The organism is Zhengella mangrovi (assembly GCF_002727065.1).
Taxonomy (GTDB): domain Bacteria; phylum Pseudomonadota; class Alphaproteobacteria; order Rhizobiales; family Rhizobiaceae; genus Zhengella; species Zhengella mangrovi.
Window position 1 is genome coordinate 655,975 of sequence record NZ_PDVP01000001.1, and the last position, 15,864, is coordinate 671,838.

Below are 15,864 nucleotides of genomic sequence, written 5' to 3' on the forward strand. Positions count from 1 at the left end.
TCACGCCAGCCATGTCCGGTAATCGGAGACAAGCAGGTGGCTCGGCGGGCAATCTTCCTCGATGGTGGAAAACCGGTCGATCGGCTCGGCGAAGATATTGTCGGTCTCGTCGTCGTTGACGGTGGAGACCTCGCCGATCAGCACGTCCTTTTCCTCGGCCCAGAAGGCGTGCCACACGCCGGGCAGAAGCGTCACGCTCTCGCCCGGGTCGAGCATCAGGATGCCGCCGGCGTCGAGCACGCGTTCCACCCCGTCGCAGGGAACGCGCACCGTCGCGTCCCGGTCGATGGAGCCGTCCGGCGCACTCATGAACAGTTCGATGGCCAGCCGCCCGCCGCCGCGGTTGATGATGTCTTCCGCCTTGATGACGTGACGGTGCATGGGCGAAAGCTGCTCGCGCCGCGAGATCATGATCTTCTCGGCGTAGAGCATGCCCCGTCCGGAAGCGAGATCGGCCGCCCGGCCGTTGCGCACGGTGAACAGGAACAGCCCGAGGTCGTCGAAACGGCCCTTGCCGTAATCGGTGATGTCCCAGCCCAGCCGCGCGTCCACGATGCCGGACGGCTTGCGCTCCTTCAGGTCCTCCGGAGACCAGGAGGCAAACGGCGGCAGCACGTAGCCATGTGACCGGATAAAATGGTCGGCTTCGGCGATGATCTCGTTGACACGGCTGCGTTTCATCAGGCGGCCATCTCCTCCGGCGTCGGTTCCTTGGCACCCGTCATCAGCGCCACGGCGTCGGCCATGGTGTGCTGCTTGGGGTCGACCACGCAGAGCCGCCGGCCGAGCCGGTGCACGTGGATGCGGTCGGCCACTTCGAAGACATGCGGCATGTTGTGGCTGATCAGGATGATCGGGATGCCGCGCGCCCGGACGTCGAGGATCAGTTCCAGCACGCGGCGCGATTCCTTTACGCCCAGGGCGGCCGTCGGTTCGTCCAGGATGATCACCTTGGAGCCGAAGGCCGCGGCGCGTGCCACGGCAACGCCCTGGCGCTGGCCGCCGGACAGGGTTTCGACCGGCTGGTTGATGTTCTGGATCGTCATCAGCCCGAGATCGGCCAGCTTCTGGCGCGAAAAGTCTTCCATCGCCTTGCGGTCGAGCTTGCGGAACAGCGAGCCCATCATGCCTTGCGCCCGGATTTCGCGCCCCATGAACATGTTGTCGGCGATCGACAGGGCCGGGCTCATGGCGAGCGTCTGGTAGACGGTCTCGATACCGTGGCTCCGCGCGTCGTTGGGCGAGGCGAAGCTGACGCTGCGGCCGTCCAGCGAGATATCGCCGCTGTCGGGGATCACGGCCCCCGACAGCGCCTTGATGAGGGTCGACTTGCCGGCGCCGTTGTCGCCGATCACCGCCAGGATTTCGCCGGGCATCAGGTCGAAGTCGCAATTGTCCAGCGCGGTCACCTTGCCGTAGCGCTTGTTGAGACCGCGCGCTTTCAGGATGGGTTCGCTCGTCATGCTGTCACCTTTCTGATCCACTGGTCCACGGTTACCGCGCCGATGATGAGAACGCCGATGAGGAGATAGGTCCACTGCGGGTCGGCACCGGCCATGCGCAGGCCGAGTTCGAATACGCCGACGATGAGGGCGCCGAAGAAGGAACCGAGGATGGAGCCGCGTCCGCCGAACAGCGAGATGCCGCCGATCACCACCGCGGTGATGGATTGGATGTTGCCGATCACGCCGGTCGTCGCCGACGGCGAAACCGAGCCGTAGCGTCCGATCATCACCCATCCGGCCAGGCCGCAGATGAAGCCCACCAGCATGTAGACGCTCATCAGCGTGCCATGGACATTGACGCCGGAAAGACCGGCGGCCTCCGGATCGTCACCCACGGCATAGACATGCCGGCCCCAGGCCGTGGAGCGCAGGGCATAGGCGAGAACGAGCACCAGGACGATCATCAGGATGACGCCGAGCGTGAAGGTGGCGCCGCCGAACTGGAACTTGGCGCCGAGGAATTGCAGGAACGGCGCCTGTTCCTCGATGTCCTGCGCACGGATCGTCTCGTTGGCCGAGTAGAGATAGTTGGCCGCCAGCACGATCTGCCACATGCCCAGCGTCACGATGAAGGGCGGCAGCTTGACCCGGCTGACCAGCCAGCCATTCATGGCGCCGACCGCCGTGCCGAAGGCGAGCCCTGCGGCAACCGCCAGGAAGGGCGGAATGCCATAGCGGAACGTGAACTGTCCCATGATCACCGAGCACAGCACGGCCAGCGCTCCGACCGACAGGTCGATGCCCGCCGTCAGGATGACCAGGCTTTGCGCAGCCGCCAGCACGCCGACGATCTGGACCTGCTGCAGGATCAGCGTCATGGCGAAGGGCGAGAAGAACTTGCTGCCCAGCACGAAGCCGAACACGATGACCGCCGAAAGCAGCACGATCAGCGGAACCATGGACGGCGTTGAATGCAGCGCGTTCTGGATCCGGTTTCCGAATCCGCGATTGGTCTGATGGAACTCGGCGAATTTCTCGTCGCGACGGGTCTTGACCACGTCCTCGTAACTGTTGGTATCGGTCACGGCATCGTCCTCCCACGGACCATTGTTCGGACGACGGCATGGCCGTCCCGTTGGTCCTTGAGGTCAGTTTGCGGGTTTTGGGATTGTGCGTAAAGGTCAGGCGGGCCGAACCCGCCTGACCGGTGCCGGGTTCAGCCCCAGCAGAGCTTCTTGCCTTCTTCGACCGAGATGGACGGAACGCCCTCCGCCGGCTTGTCGGTCACCAGCGAAACGCCGGTGTCGAAGAAGTCCTTGCCTTCCGTTGCCTTCGGCTTGACGCCATCCTTCGCGTAGGCGGCAATGGCTTCGATGCCCTTGGAGGCCATCAGCAGCGGATACTGCTGCGACGTGGCGCCGATGACGCCGGCCTCGACGTTGGCAACGCCCGGGCAGCCGCCGTCGACGGAGACGATCAGCGTGTCCTTCTCGCGGCCGATCGACTTCAGGGCCTCGTAGGCACCGGCAGCGGCCGGCTCGTTGATCGTGTAGACGACGTTGATCGACGGATCGGTGGCGAGCAGGTTTTCCATCGCCTTGCGGCCGCCTTCCTCGTTGCCGGCGGTCACGTCGTGGCCGACGACGCGGGCGTCGGTTTCGTCGCCCCACTTGTTCGGGTCACCCAGGTCGATGCCGAAACCCTGCATGAAGCCCTGGTCGCGCAGCACGCCGACGGTCGGCTGCGACACGTCGAGGTCGAGCATGGCGATCTTGGCGTCGGCCGCCTTGTCGCCGAGCGTTGCCTTGGCCCACTGGCCGATCAGCTCGCCGGCCTTGAAGTTGTCGGTGGCGAAGGTCATGTCGGCGGCATCGATCGGATCGAGCGGCGTGTCGAGGGCAATGACGAGCAGGCCGGCATCGCGGGCCTGCTGGACCGACGGCACGATGGCCGACGTGCTCGACGGGGTCAGAAGAATGCCCTTGGCGCCGTTGGCGATGCAGGTCTCGATGGCGGCGACCTGGGTCTCGTTGTCGCCATCGACCTTGCCGGCATAGGAGTTGAGCGTGATGCCCAGTTCCTTGGCCTTGGCCTCGGCGCCTTCGCGCATCTTCACGAAGAAGGGGTTGGTGTCGGTCTTGGTGATCAGGCAGGCGCTGATGTTTTCGGCAGAAGCCGGGGTGGCGGCAATGGCGCCGAGCGCGGCCGCGCCGAGCAGGGCAGAGGTCACAGTAGCGAGCTTTTTCAAGGTTCATCCTCCCTTAAATGAAAACGTCGGGGTTGTACCCCGTCAGCAGGCCGAGGTCCTCCCGAACCTGCCTTGATGAAGAGAAAACCGCATCTCGCCGGAATTGTCAATAGATAAATCACTCTGATTTAATTATTGACAAGATTGGCGTGTTTGAACATTCTCTGTCAAAACGGATGGGCACAACAAGGTCCAGCCGGTCGGGAGGAACCATTGGAAAGCGGCACAACGCGCAAGCCGGACGGGGACATGGCTCCTGAACGGTTCAATCGCGGATCAAACCAGAGTGGAATGCGCGCCTACAACGAGCGCCTCGTGCTGTCGCTGGTTCGCCGCCACGGCGCGCTGGCCAAGTCCGACATCGCGCGCATGACGGGGCTTTCGGCCCAGACCGTGTCCGTGATCATGCGCGAACTGGAGGCCGATGGCCTGCTGTTGCGCGGCGAACCGGTGCGCGGCCGCGTCGGGCAGCCGTCCGTACCCATGTCGCTGGCACCCGATGGCGCCTGGTTCTACGGGCTGAAGCTCGGCCGGCGCAGTGCCGATCTCGTGCTCATCGATTTTTTGGGCCGGGTGCTGGACAAGGTTCATCACACCTACCGCTATCCCGCGCCTGACGACATGGTCCGCTTCGTTGGCGAGGCCAAGGCGGCCATCGAGCGCAAGCTGCCCGCCGGTGCGGTCGATCGCCTGGCCGGTCTCGGCATCGCCATGCCCTTCAAGATGTGGGACTGGACGGAATCCATCGGCGCGCCGGCGGAAACGGCCAAAGCCTGGCGCAGCGTCGACATGCGGGCGGAGGTGCAGGCCCGCTGCGATGTCCCGGTCTACCTCGAGAACGACGCCACGGCGGCCTGCAGTGCCGAACTGGTGTTCGGGCAGCCGGGTGGTCCGCGCGACTTCGTCTATTTCTACATCGGCTTCTTCATCGGTGGCGGCGTGGTGCTCAACGGCAACCTGTTTTCCGGCCGCACGGGCAACGCGGGCGCGCTTGGTTCCATGCCGGTTCCCGGGCCGGACGGACGGATCCGCCAGCTGATCGACGTGGCGTCCATCGCCACGCTGGAGCAGGCCATGGAGGAACGTGGCCGTGGCGCGGCACTCCTGTGGGATTCGCCGGAGGTCTGGGACGTCGAGCCGGAAATTCTCGATCCGTGGATCGAGGAAACGTCTCGCGGTCTCGCCCATGCCATCCTGGCGTCGGCCAGCGTCATCGATTTCGAGGCGGCGCTCATCGACGGGTCGATGCCGGAAAGTGTCCGCGCCCGGATCGCCGAAAGCACGGCGAGACGCCTGAAGGGGCTGAACTTCGCCGGCATTGAGGCTCCGGCTGTCGGGCAGGGCACGGTGGGTCATGACGCGCGTGCCCTCGGCGCCGCTGCCCTGCCACTGCTCGAACGCTTCCTCGTCGGCCAGGACGCTTTCCTGAAGGACAATTGACATGCTGATCGGTATTCCCTCCATTCTCGGCCCCGAACTGCTCGCCACGCTGCGGGCCATGGGCCATGGCGACGAGATCGCCATCGTCGATGGCAATTACCCGGCGCTGGAGCATGGCCGGCGCGTCGTTCGCGCGGACGGCCACGGCCTGGCTGCACTCGCCGATGCTATCCTCGCCGTCCTGCCCGTGGACGACTTCGTCGATGAAGCCCTGTTCCGCGCCAGCGTCGACGGCGATCCGTTGCGCAAGGCGCCGGTGCATGAGGAGATCGAGGCGATCTGCGAACGCCGTGTGCCCGGCCGCCGCGTCGTCGCCATGTCCGGCCCGGCCTTCTACGAACGGGTCAGGGCTGCCCATGCCGTCGTGGCGACGAGCGAACCGAGGCTCTACGCCAACATGATCATCCGCAAGGGCGTCATTCGCCCGCAAGCTTGAGACAGGTGACCAGATGATCCTTTGCTGCGGGGAAGCCCTCATCGACATGCTGCCGCGCACCGGCGCGGACGGCGAGACCCAGTTCGCACCCCATTGCGGCGGCGCGGTCTACAACACCGCCATCGCACTTGGGCGGCTCGGCGCGCGCACCGGGTTCCTGTCCGGCATCTCGTCCGATTTCTTTGGCGACATGCTTCTGGACGGCCTGGCCGCGTCGAAGGTCGATCATTCGCGCGTGATCCGTTCCGACCGGCCCACGACGCTCGCCTTCGTGCGCCTGGTCGATGGCCAGGCAAGCTATGCCTTCTACGACGAGAACACCGCCGGCCGGATGCTGGAACCTTCCGTCATGCCCGCTGTCGGCGACGAGGTCCGGGCCATGTTCTTCGGCGGCATCAGCCTGCCGGTGGAGCCCTGCGGCTCGGCCTACGAGGCGCTGATGCTGCGCGAGGCCACCCGTCGCCCGGTCATGCTCGACCCGAACATCCGGCCGGGCTTCATTCGCGACGAGAAGGCCTACCGGACCCGCATCGCCCGCATGATCGAGGCCGCGGCCATCGTCAAGCTCTCCGACGAGGACCTGCACTGGCTCGAGGGGCCGGGCCACCAGGGAGACCTCGCCCGGTCGCTGCTTCAGCGCGGTCCCTCGCTCGTGCTGATCACCGGCGGCGGCGAAGGCGCCGGCGCCTGGTTCGCCGGCCACGAGCTTCACGTGCCGGCCCGCCGGGTCGCCGTCGTCGATACCGTCGGTGCCGGCGATACTTTCAATGCGGGCGTTCTGGCCAGCCTCGAGGCGGCGGGCGCGCTTTCGGCCGATGGCCTGCGCGACCCCGACCCGGCAACGATCCGCAAGGCCCTGGAGCTTGGCGTGACCGCCGCGGCCGTCACCGTGTCGCGGGCCGGGGCCAATCCGCCGTGGCGTTCGGAACTGGACTGATCCCGGAAACCTGACGACCGGTCAGCTGGCGCGGCTGAACTGCACCAGCGCCAGGTCGCGCGGCAGGATGCGCACGCGCGAGCCGCGGTTCTCGTAATTGCCGCGCTCGAACTTGGCGCTCGCGATTTCCTGCCAGAGCGGCAGGTGCTCCTTCAGGAACGGATCCCGCCTGGCGTCCTCCATCGGCAGGCCCATGCGGACGAGGGCTTCGTTGGTGACGATGACGACGACCCGCATGCCGGCGCAGCCCATGGAGAAGGCGACGCCGTCGAGGACATCGGTATAGTTCGTTTCAATCGCTTCCAGTTTCATGGCGTCCATTTCCCGTCATGCAGACCATGCACACCCCGTCCTGCCGCCAGTATGAACAGGAGCCGTCATCGAATGCTTTCCGGCGACGGTCGCATTTTATCGATCGACGGACGGACGTGAGGAAAGTTTCGCCGGAAGCGCGATGCACCACAAGCGAAAAAAGCGCCCGCAAGGGCGCTTTTCAGGTCAATTCCAATGTCGCGAAACGGATCAGGCGACGGCACGAGCCAGGGCGCACTGGCTCCACAGGTCGCTCAGCGCGCCGGCCAGGTGCTCGATGTCGGCATCCGAGTGGTACGGCGACGGCGTGATGCGCAGCCGCTCGGTGCCCTTGGCCACGGTCGGGTAATTGATCGGCTGCACGTAGATGCCATAGCTGTCGAGCAGGATGTCGGACAGCCACTTGCACTTCACCGGGTCCTTCACCATCACCGGCACGATGTGGCTCGGGTTCATCAGGTGCGGAATGCCGCGCGCATCCAGCGAGGCGCGCACCTTGGCGACGCGCTCCTGGTGGCGCGCCCGTTCCATCTGGCTCACCTTGAGGTGCTGGATCGAGGCCCGCGCCCCGGCGGCCAGCGCCGGCGGCAACGCGGTGGTGAAGATGAAGCCGGAGGCGAACGAGCGGACGAAATCGACCAGCGCGGCCGAGGCGGTGATGAAACCGCCCATGACGCCGAACGCCTTGCCGAGCGTGCCCTCGATCACCGTCAGCCGGTCCATCAGGCCTTCACGCTCGGCGATGCCGCCGCCGCGCGGGCCGTAGAGGCCGACCGCGTGAACCTCGTCGAGATAGGTCATGGCGCCGAACTCGTCGGCCAGGTCGCAGATTTCCTTGATCGGCGCGATGTCGCCATCCATCGAGTAGACGCTCTCAAAGGCGATCATCTTCGGTGCGGCCGGGTCGGCGGCTTCCAGCTTGGCGCGCAGGTCGGCCACGTCATTGTGCTTGAACAGCACCTTCTGGCAGCGCGAGTGGCGGATGCCTTCGATCATCGAGGCATGGTTCATCTCGTCGGAGAAGCAGATGATGCCGGGGATCTTGGAAAGCAGGGTTCCGAGCGCAGCCCAGTTGGAAACGTAGCCGGACGTGAACAGCAGCGCCGCTTCCTTGTTGTGAAGGTCGGCCAGTTCCTGCTCCAGCAGCACGTGATAGTGGTTTGTGCCCGAGATGTTGCGCGTGCCGCCGGCACCGGCGCCGCAGCGGTCGATCGCTTCCTTCATGGCGGCGATCACTTTCGGGTGCTGGCCCATGCCCAGGTAATCGTTGGAGCACCACACCGTGACGTCGCGCACATCGCCACCACTGTGGCGAACCGCGCGGGGAAAGGCGCCGGCGTGGCGTTCGAGATCTGCAAAGACCCGGTAATTGCCCTCGTTTTTCAGGTCGGCAAGCCGGTCCTTGAAGTGCTGCTCGAAATCCATGCCGTCTACTCCCGTCGTCACATGCTTATTTTTGCATGTGTCATATCGCAAATGGCTGCGTTTGGCCATACTGCGAGTTCACTTTGTGGGCAACCCCTTGAGGCAAAACCGATCGGACCGCCATTTTCCTTCAACTCGCGCCCGGGGCCAACCCCTGCACTCTGCTACTTATTGTCATAGCCGCATGCCTGTTCATTGATCTCGCTCAATGCGCCCGGAAAAACATGATTCCTGCCTGCGATAAAAGCCCTCCTTCCGTCTCCGGAAGAAGGGCCCTGGCCGTTTGTGGTGCAAACAACCTGCCGCGAAAGATGCAGCATTCCCTATATAGGCGCGCCGCGTGGCATCGGAAAGCCTGCGCGACCCCGGCTGCCGTTCGGGAGCACATGCCGCGAAAATAGGCATAAATAAACAAATGCACAAAACATAAGCAAATCCTGAATTGCGGGAACGGCGGAGCCCGGCCCGGCAGTTGATCTCCCAAGGGCTTGATTCCATGCGGAATCCGAGCGGACCGGTCCGGTTTCCGGCACTTGGCACGACTGTTGCAATTGTTGCTGCGGTGCAAACAAACCTGTCGGAGGTATTCACATGACTGGTTCCCGCAAGTCTCTCGTCGCCGGTCTGGCCGCCATGCTGGCGATGTCGGGCATGTCCTTTTCCGCCCATGCGGAAGACACGATCAAGGTCGGTATCCTGCATTCGCTCTCGGGCACGATGGCCATTTCCGAAACGACGCTGAAAGACGCCATGCTCATGCTTATCGAGCAGCAGAACGCCAAGGGCGGCCTGCTCGGCAAGAAGCTGGAAGCCGTCGTGGTCGACCCGGCGTCCGACTGGCCGCTCTTTGCCGAGAAGGCACGCGAACTGATCGAGAAGGACAAGGTTGCCGCGGTGTTCGGCTGCTGGACGTCCGTGTCCCGCAAGTCGGTCCTGCCGGTGTTCAAGGAACTCGACTCCATCCTCTTCTACCCGGTCCAGTACGAAGGTGAAGAAAGCGAGCGCAACGTCTTCTACACCGGCGCTGCCCCGAACCAGCAGGCCATCCCGGCTGTCGACTACCTGATGAACGAGGAAGGCGTGAAGCGCTGGGTGCTGGCCGGCACCGATTACGTCTATCCGCGCACGACCAACAAGATCCTCGAGGCCTACCTGAAGTCCAAGGGCGTGGCCGAAGAGGACATCATGATCAACTATACGCCGTTCGGTCATTCCGATTGGCAGACGATCGTGTCCGACATCAAGGCCTTCGGCTCCGCCGGCAAGAAGACCGCCGTGGTGTCGACCATCAACGGCGATGCCAACGTTCCCTTCTACAAGGAACTCGCCAACCAGGGCATCAAGGCGGAGGACATCCCGGTCGTGGCCTTCTCGGTCGGCGAAGAGGAACTCGCCGGTCTCGACACCGAGCCGCTGGTCGGCCACCTGGCCGCCTGGAACTACTTCCAGTCCGTCGACGCCCCGGCCAACGCCAAGTTCATCGAGGAATGGAAGGCCTTCACCAAGAACCCGGATCGCGTCACCAACGACCCGATGGAAGCCCACTACATCGGCTTCAACATGTGGGTGAAGGCAGTCGAGAAGGCCGGCACCACCGATGCCGACGCCGTCATCGATGCCCTGCCGGGCACCGAGGCCGACAACCTGACCGGCGGCACCTCGGTCATGCTGCCGAACCACCACATCACCAAGCCGGTCCTCGTTGGCGAAATCCAGGCCGACGGCCAGTTCGAGACCGTCTGGCAGACCGAAGGCCTCGTGCCGGGCGATGCCTGGTCCGACTACCTGCCGGACTCCAAGCCGCTCAAGGCCGACTGGGTCGATCTGAAGTGCGGCAACTACAACACCGAGACCAAGACCTGCCTCGGCGCGGCCGGCAACTGATCCGGTCCGGCCACCTGGCCTGAAAGCAATGCGGGGCGGGCACACCGTCCGCCCCGCGTTCGCCACGAAATCACTGACACGGGCCACGCCGTCGGCGAAACCCGTGCGACCCGGAAACGCCATGCGCCCGCTCCGCCACATCCTCCTTGTCCTCGTCCTCTTCCTGTCGGCGCTCGTGCCGGCCTCGGCCCAGGACGAGGCCACGCTGCGCCAGACCATTGCCACATTCGGCGAAGCGAAGAGCTTCAACGACACCGAAAAGGTCATTGAGGCACTGGCCGCGCTGGGCGATCCCCACGCCGCCCGCGCGCTGAACGCCTTGTCCGACGGCGAACTGCTGGTGCGCGAGTCCGACAGGGCCGTGTTCATCGTTCGCGGCAATGGCGACCCGGCCACACTGCTGGACCCGGTCACGGGCGAACCGGCCGGTACGGCGCCTTCTGCCGATCTCAAGAAGGTCCGCGTCAAGAATTCCCTGCGGCGCGCCATCCGCGACGCGGTCGGCGCGCTGACCCTGGCGGCAAAGGATCCGGCCGTGCGCATGGACGCCGCCGATACCCTGATCGCCAATCCCGACCCGGCCGCGCTGGAGGCCGTCGAGGCCGCGCTGGCCAGCGAAACCGATCCGGCGGTCAAGGCGCGCATGGAAACGGCGCGCGCCGCCGTCCTTCTGCTCTCCGACCGCGACGATGCGGCGAGACTCGAGGCGATCGCCGCGGTCGAGCGGATCGGCAACCGCGACGCCCTCGGTCTCCTGTCGAAATTCGCGGCCTCCGCCGATGGTGAACTGAAGGCCGCCGCCGAGGCAGCCATGACCCGGATCCAGGACAGGCTCGAACTCTGGGGCGTTGGACAGAACGTCTGGTACGGCATCTCGCTCGGCTCCGTGCTCCTGCTCGCCGCCATCGGCCTTGCCATCACCTTCGGCGTCATGGGGGTCATCAACATGGCCCATGGAGAAATGGTCATGATCGGCGCCTATGTTACCTTCACCGTGCAGGAGGTGATCCGCAATTCCGCGCCCTGGCTGCTCGACTGGTCGCTGCTGATCGCCCTGCCGCTCGCCTTCGTGACGGCCGGCGCCGTCGGCCTGGCGATGGAGCGCGGCATCATCCGCTTCCTCTACGGCCGCCCGCTGGAGACGCTGCTCGCCACGTGGGGCGTCTCGCTCATCCTGCAGCAGGCCGTGCGCACCATCTTCGGGCCGACCAACCGCGAGGTGGCCAACCCCTCGTTCATGTCCGGCGCCTTCCAGCTCGGTGAACTGTCCATCACCTGGAACCGCCTCTACATCGTCGCCTTCGCGCTCGTCGTCTTCACCGTCCTGCTGTGGGCGATGAACCGCACCTCGCTGGGCCTGAAGATGCGCGCGGTGACCCAGAACAGGCGCATGGCGGCGGCCATGGGCATTCGCACGCCCTGGGTCGATGCCATGACCTTCGCGCTCGGGTCCGGCGTGGCCGGGCTGGCCGGCGTGGCGCTGTCGCAGATCGACAACGTCTCGCCCAACCTCGGCCAGGGATACATCATCGACAGCTTCATGGTCGTCGTCTTCGGCGGCGTCGGAAACCTCTGGGGCACGCTCGTCGGCGCTTTCTCGCTGGGCATCGTCAACAAGTTCCTCGAGCCCTACGCCGGCGCGGTTCTCGGCAAGATCCTCGTCCTCGTCTTCATCATCATCTTCATCCAGAAGCGCCCGCGCGGCCTGTTTGCCCTGAAAGGAAGGTCGGTCGAGGCATGATTACCACGCGCCTGTTCGCCCGGGGATTCACGCCGGGCATCGTCATCACCCTTGTCCTGCTGGTCGCCGTCGCCATCCTCGTGCCGGTGCTCAACCTCGCCACCGCGCCGGCGAGCCCCTTCCACGTGCCGACCTACATCGTCGCGCTCACCGGAAAGTATCTCTGCTACGCCCTCCTGGCACTCGCGCTGGATCTCGTCTGGGGCTTCGCCGGCATCCTGTCGCTCGGCCACGGCGCCTTCTTCGCGCTCGGCGGCTATGCCATGGGCATGTATCTCATGCGCCAGATCGGCAGCCGCGGCGTCTACGGCAACCCGGTCCTGCCCGATTTCATGGTCTTCCTGAACTGGAAGGAACTGCCCTGGTACTGGCTCGGTTTCGACCAGTTCTGGTTCGCCGCCCTGATGGTCGTCCTCGTGCCCGGCGCGCTCGCCTTCGTCTTCGGCTGGTTCGCCTTCCGCTCGCGCGTCACCGGCGTCTATCTCTCCATCATCACCCAGGCCATGACCTACGCCCTGCTGCTGGCCTTCTTCCGCAACGACATGGGCTTCGGCGGCAACAACGGCCTGACCGATTTCAAGGACATTCTCGGCTTCAACGTCCAGGCCGACACAACACGCGCCGCGCTCTTCGCCGCCACCGCGCTCGCGCTGGCGCTCGGCGTCGCCGTCACCGCGGCCATCGTCGGCTCCCACTTCGGCAAGCTCCTGATCGCCGTGCGCGACGCCGAGCCGCGCACGCGTTTCCTCGGCTACCGGCCGGAAAACGTGAAGCTCTTCGCCTTCACCGTTTCCGCCGTCATGGCGGGCATCGCCGGCGCGCTCTACGTGCCCCAGGTCGGCATCATCAACCCCGGCGAATTCGCCCCGGCCAACTCCATCGAGGTGGTCGTCTGGACCGCGGTCGGCGGCCGCGGAACGATCATCGGCCCCATCGTCGGCGCGCTGACCGTCAACGCCGGCAAGAGCTGGTTCACCGGCGCCCTGCCGGAACTCTGGCTGTTTGCCCTCGGCGGCCTCTTCGTCGCCGTCACGCTGTTCCTGCCGCGCGGCATCGTCGGCACCATCACCCATGGCTGGTCGGCCCTGAAGGCCCGCCGCGCCAGCACCACGGCCGAGGACGGCACCGACGCATCGCTCGCCCAGCCGGCCGCAGGAGAATGACCCCATGGCACCCGACACGCTGACCCGCAACCCCGACGAGCCCGTGGTCCTGCCGCATCCCTACGCGGCCCGCGATCTCCAGCCGGTCGCCGCCGAACCGGAGAGCGCCGAGACGCAGCGCCGCCGCGAAACCCTGCTCTATCTCGACGGCGTCTCCGTCTCCTTCGACGGCTTCAAGGCCATCAACAACCTTTCCCTCGTCCTGGAACAGGGCGAGATGCGCGCCATCATCGGCCCCAACGGCGCCGGCAAGACGACCATGATGGACATCATCACCGGCAAGACGCGGCCCGACACGGGCCAGGTCTTCTTTCGCGGCGACATCGACCTGACCAAGCATGACGAGGCCGACATTGCCACCATGGGCATCGGCCGCAAGTTCCAGAAGCCGACCGTCTTCGAGAGCCACACCGTGGAGGACAATCTCGCCCTCGCGCTGGCCGGCACCCGCTCGGTCGCCGGGACCCTGTTCACCGATCCCGCGAAGAGCGGCGAGGGCCGCATCGCGGAAATCCTGGAGGTCACCCGCCTGGCTGCCCGCCGCGCCGACCTGGCCGCCAATCTCTCCCACGGCCAGAAGCAGTGGCTGGAGATCGGCATGCTGCTCGCCCAGGATCCCAAGCTCCTGCTCGTCGACGAGCCTGTCGCCGGTATGACCGACGCGGAGACGGAGGAGACGGCACGCCTGCTCAAGGACATTGCCCGCACCCATTCGGTGATCGTCGTCGAGCACGACATGCATTTCGTCCGCGATCTCGGCGTCCGCGTCACCTGCCTGCACGAGGGGTCCGTCCTGTCGGAAGGCTCGCTCGACCACGTGTCCGCCGATCCACGCGTCATCGAAGTCTACCTGGGGCGCTGATCATGTTGACAGTCACCAACGCATCCCTTCACTACGGCGCGGCCCAGGCCCTGCGCGGCGTGTCGATCGAGGTGAAACCGGCCCGCATCACCTGCGTGCTCGGCCGCAACGGCGTCGGCAAGACGTCGCTCATGCGCGCCATCGTCGGCCATCACCGCCTGACATCCGGCGAGATCGCGCTGGACGGCACGGTGTTCGGCCGCGCACCTGCCTACGATCGCGCCCGCGCCGGAATCGGCTTCGTGCCGCAGGGCCGCGAGGTGTTCCCGCTGCTCACCGTCCGCGAGAACCTCGAGACCGGCTTTGCCCCGGTCAAGCGCAAGGACCGCTCCGTTCCCGACTATGTCTTCGAGCTCTTCCCGGTTCTCAAGGACATGCTGAACCGGCGCGGCGGCGACCTGTCCGGCGGCCAGCAGCAGCAGCTTGCCATCGGCCGTGCGCTGGTCACGCGCCCGCGCGTTCTCGTCCTCGACGAACCGACCGAGGGCATCCAGCCCTCCATCATCAAGGACATCGGCCGCGCCATCCGCTTCCTGCGCGATACCCAGGGCATCGCCGTGCTGCTGGTGGAGCAATACCTGGAATTCTGCCGCGAACTGGCCGACGACGTCTATATCATGGACCGCGGCGAGGTCGTCCATTCCGGCGACGCGCCGTCGCTCGACCGCCCGGACGTGCGGGCGCACCTAACCGTGTAGCAAGGACCCGCCGGCCGCTCAGGCGTGCATCGGCTGGCCGCAGAAGGCACGCGCCGCCTGCGGCGCGGCGCCAGGCAGGCGCAGCAGGTGTTCCAGCGCCACGTTGCCCTCGGTGAGGTCGGCCAGCGACATGGCGTCGAGCGTCTCGTAGAAGGACTCGACCGCCTTGGAAAGCGCCGGCCGCAGCCAGCAATGCGCGGTCAGCGGGCAGTGGTTTTCCGAACCGGAGAAGCATTCCGCGAACGGCAGTTCGCTCTCGAATACCCGGAACACCGAGCCGACGTTGATTTCCTCGGCCGGCCGGGCAAGCTGCATGCCACCGTTGCGGCCGCGCACCGCGTGGATGAACCCGTGCTGGCCCAGCAGACGGATCACCTGCGCCAGGTGGTTTTCAGAAGCGTTGCAGGCTTCCGCGATCTCCACCTTGCGCACCGTGCAGCCATTGTTGACGGCGCAGAACATCAGGGTCCGCATGGCGAGGTTCGTTCGTGTCGTCAGCCGCATGGCGCGCCTTCCCGTCAAAATCATTCATCCAGGATGAACTTTTAGAGCGGCGCGAACCTATACGCCTTGATCGAGATCATATGTCGCAGTTTGCGACATGAAGGCGCGCATTTTCGCTGCCGCGCCGGGTTTTTCACGCCGCCTGATCAATCGCGGGCCACCATCTCTGGTCTCTCCGGTGGTCGTCCATGGTCCGGCAAATCGATGCCGTCGGCGTTGGGCGCAAGCCCTTCTTCCTTTCGTCATCCCCGGAGCTTGTCGCGGGGGCCCGGCCTTTCAAATCCTGTCGATCGAATGCCTTGACGGCGCGCGCCATCGCCGCCACGCCCGGTTTTTCATCCCGTCTGGCTTTTTGAAGGCTTCTTGCCTGCCGATCGCACGTGTTCACGCGCAAGATCGGCAGCAGACAAACTGCACGAGGGCGGGGCCCCGGCGTCGCCGGAGCGCATGCCTTATCGTGTGCAAGGCCTCCGGGGCCCCGCGCGGAGATTTGATGTCGCAGGCCGGGCATCACCGGCACACCCGCCCGCCTGCGCCTCTTCGGATCGCGCCGCCACCTCCGGACTTGTGTCCTGCCGAGGGGCCTGTGGCATGATCCGGGCTTCGGGCAGATCACTTCCGCCCTTGCCGCAAGCCGGGCCCGTTCGGGACGCAATGCCCGGACCCCGCCGCTCCGCTTCCGCCGCGCCGGCCCGCGTGGCGAACCCGCGGCCCGTCGTCTGCGCGACAGTGGGGCAAGGATAGGGACGCCACGAACGGGAGTGGACAG

General features: G+C 65.7%; 15 protein-coding genes. 8 read left to right on the plus strand and 7 right to left on the minus strand.

Features of this window, described 5'->3' with window-relative positions; genetic code table 11:
- From CSC94_RS03235 to CSC94_RS03250, 4 genes are all read right to left on the minus strand, one after another.
- Nucleotides 1-681, minus strand: a complete 681-nt coding sequence (locus tag CSC94_RS03235; protein ID WP_099303636.1) for a D-lyxose/D-mannose family sugar isomerase — start codon at nucleotides 679-681, stop codon at nucleotides 1-3.
- Nucleotides 681-1,463, minus strand: a complete 783-nt coding sequence (locus CSC94_RS03240) for an ATP-binding cassette domain-containing protein (RefSeq protein WP_099303638.1) — start codon at nucleotides 1,461-1,463, stop codon at nucleotides 681-683. The genes CSC94_RS03235 and CSC94_RS03240 overlap by 1 nt, the downstream gene beginning before the upstream one ends.
- The gene (locus CSC94_RS03245) at nucleotides 1,460-2,530 is read right to left on the minus strand and encodes an ABC transporter permease (protein WP_245408234.1); all 1,071 of its coding nucleotides are present in this window, start codon (nucleotides 2,528-2,530) and stop codon (nucleotides 1,460-1,462) included. Before CSC94_RS03245 ends, CSC94_RS03240 begins: the two co-directional genes overlap by 4 nt.
- A 131-nt stretch (nucleotides 2,531-2,661) precedes the next feature.
- The gene (locus CSC94_RS03250; protein WP_205853212.1) at nucleotides 2,662-3,693 is read right to left on the minus strand and encodes a sugar ABC transporter substrate-binding protein; all 1,032 of its coding nucleotides are present in this window, start codon (nucleotides 3,691-3,693) and stop codon (nucleotides 2,662-2,664) included.
- A gap of 213 nt (nucleotides 3,694-3,906) precedes the next feature.
- On the opposite strand from CSC94_RS03250, the gene CSC94_RS03255 reads away from it, so the two are divergent.
- From CSC94_RS03255 to CSC94_RS03265, 3 genes are read left to right on the plus strand one after another with little or no spacing between them, the layout of a single operon-like run.
- Nucleotides 3,907-5,133: an ROK family transcriptional regulator gene (locus tag CSC94_RS03255; protein ID WP_425356496.1), complete on the plus strand. Its 1,227-nt coding sequence runs from the start codon at nucleotides 3,907-3,909 to the stop codon at nucleotides 5,131-5,133.
- A 1-nt stretch (nucleotide 5,134) separates the two neighbouring features.
- Nucleotides 5,135-5,569 (plus strand): RbsD/FucU family protein, encoded by a 435-nt coding sequence (locus CSC94_RS03260; RefSeq protein ID WP_099303644.1) that lies wholly within the window; start codon nucleotides 5,135-5,137, stop codon nucleotides 5,567-5,569.
- A 13-nt stretch (nucleotides 5,570-5,582) separates the two neighbouring features.
- Nucleotides 5,583-6,506 carry a carbohydrate kinase family protein gene (locus tag CSC94_RS03265; protein ID WP_099303646.1) on the plus strand — a complete coding sequence of 308 codons (924 nt, stop codon included), beginning with the start codon at nucleotides 5,583-5,585 and terminating at the stop codon, nucleotides 6,504-6,506.
- A gap of 21 nt (nucleotides 6,507-6,527) precedes the next feature.
- Here CSC94_RS03265 and CSC94_RS03270 read toward each other — a convergent pair whose 3' ends face one another.
- On the minus strand, nucleotides 6,528-6,818 hold the full coding sequence (locus CSC94_RS03270) for a hypothetical protein (protein WP_099303648.1): 291 nt from the start codon (nucleotides 6,816-6,818) through the stop codon (nucleotides 6,528-6,530).
- Between the two features lie 210 nt (nucleotides 6,819-7,028).
- On the minus strand, nucleotides 7,029-8,243 hold the full coding sequence (gene hemA / locus CSC94_RS03275; protein ID WP_099303650.1) for a 5-aminolevulinate synthase: 1,215 nt from the start codon (nucleotides 8,241-8,243) through the stop codon (nucleotides 7,029-7,031).
- Between the two features lie 591 nt (nucleotides 8,244-8,834).
- On the opposite strand from hemA, the gene urtA reads away from it, so the two are divergent.
- From urtA to urtE, 5 genes are all read left to right on the plus strand, one after another.
- A complete protein-coding gene (urtA, locus tag CSC94_RS03280) occupies nucleotides 8,835-10,127 on the plus strand; it encodes an urea ABC transporter substrate-binding protein (RefSeq protein WP_099303652.1) in 1,293 nt (430 codons plus the stop codon).
- 121 nt (nucleotides 10,128-10,248) lie between these two features.
- Nucleotides 10,249-11,868 (plus strand): urea ABC transporter permease subunit UrtB, encoded by a 1,620-nt coding sequence (urtB, locus tag CSC94_RS03285; protein WP_099303654.1) that lies wholly within the window; start codon nucleotides 10,249-10,251, stop codon nucleotides 11,866-11,868.
- On the plus strand, nucleotides 11,865-13,031 hold the full coding sequence (gene urtC / locus CSC94_RS03290; RefSeq protein WP_099303656.1) for an urea ABC transporter permease subunit UrtC: 1,167 nt from the start codon (nucleotides 11,865-11,867) through the stop codon (nucleotides 13,029-13,031). The genes urtB and urtC overlap by 4 nt, the downstream gene beginning before the upstream one ends.
- Nucleotides 13,032-13,035: 4 nt before the next feature.
- Nucleotides 13,036-13,893 carry an urea ABC transporter ATP-binding protein UrtD gene (urtD, locus tag CSC94_RS03295; protein ID WP_099303658.1) on the plus strand — a complete coding sequence of 286 codons (858 nt, stop codon included), beginning with the start codon at nucleotides 13,036-13,038 and terminating at the stop codon, nucleotides 13,891-13,893.
- Nucleotides 13,894-13,895: 2 nt separating this feature from the next.
- Nucleotides 13,896-14,591, plus strand: a complete 696-nt coding sequence (gene urtE, locus CSC94_RS03300; protein WP_099303660.1) for an urea ABC transporter ATP-binding subunit UrtE — start codon at nucleotides 13,896-13,898, stop codon at nucleotides 14,589-14,591.
- A gap of 18 nt (nucleotides 14,592-14,609) precedes the next feature.
- Here urtE and CSC94_RS03305 read toward each other — a convergent pair whose 3' ends face one another.
- Nucleotides 14,610-15,095 carry an RrF2 family transcriptional regulator gene (locus CSC94_RS03305; protein ID WP_099303662.1) on the minus strand — a complete coding sequence of 162 codons (486 nt, stop codon included), beginning with the start codon at nucleotides 15,093-15,095 and terminating at the stop codon, nucleotides 14,610-14,612.
- Nucleotides 15,096-15,864: the final 769 nt, after the last annotated feature.

Coding starts and splice junctions, on each gene's coding strand:
- CSC94_RS03260 (WP_099303644.1), top strand. CDS start 5,135: ATGCTGATCGGTATTCCCTCCATTCTCGGCCCCGAACTGCTCGCCACG.
- hemA (WP_099303650.1), bottom strand. CDS start 8,243: ATGGATTTCGAGCAGCACTTCAAGGACCGGCTTGCCGACCTGAAAAAC.
- CSC94_RS03305 (WP_099303662.1), bottom strand. CDS start 15,095: ATGCGGCTGACGACACGAACGAACCTCGCCATGCGGACCCTGATGTTC.
- urtC (WP_099303656.1), top strand. CDS start 11,865: ATGATTACCACGCGCCTGTTCGCCCGGGGATTCACGCCGGGCATCGTC.
- urtB (WP_099303654.1), top strand. CDS start 10,249: ATGCGCCCGCTCCGCCACATCCTCCTTGTCCTCGTCCTCTTCCTGTCG.
- CSC94_RS03270 (WP_099303648.1), bottom strand. CDS start 6,818: ATGAAACTGGAAGCGATTGAAACGAACTATACCGATGTCCTCGACGGC.
- urtE (WP_099303660.1), top strand. CDS start 13,896: ATGTTGACAGTCACCAACGCATCCCTTCACTACGGCGCGGCCCAGGCC.
- CSC94_RS03235 (WP_099303636.1), bottom strand. CDS start 681: ATGAAACGCAGCCGTGTCAACGAGATCATCGCCGAAGCCGACCATTTT.
- CSC94_RS03265 (WP_099303646.1), top strand. CDS start 5,583: ATGATCCTTTGCTGCGGGGAAGCCCTCATCGACATGCTGCCGCGCACC.
- urtD (WP_099303658.1), top strand. CDS start 13,036: ATGGCACCCGACACGCTGACCCGCAACCCCGACGAGCCCGTGGTCCTG.
- CSC94_RS03240 (WP_099303638.1), bottom strand. CDS start 1,463: ATGACGAGCGAACCCATCCTGAAAGCGCGCGGTCTCAACAAGCGCTAC.
- urtA (WP_099303652.1), top strand. CDS start 8,835: ATGACTGGTTCCCGCAAGTCTCTCGTCGCCGGTCTGGCCGCCATGCTG.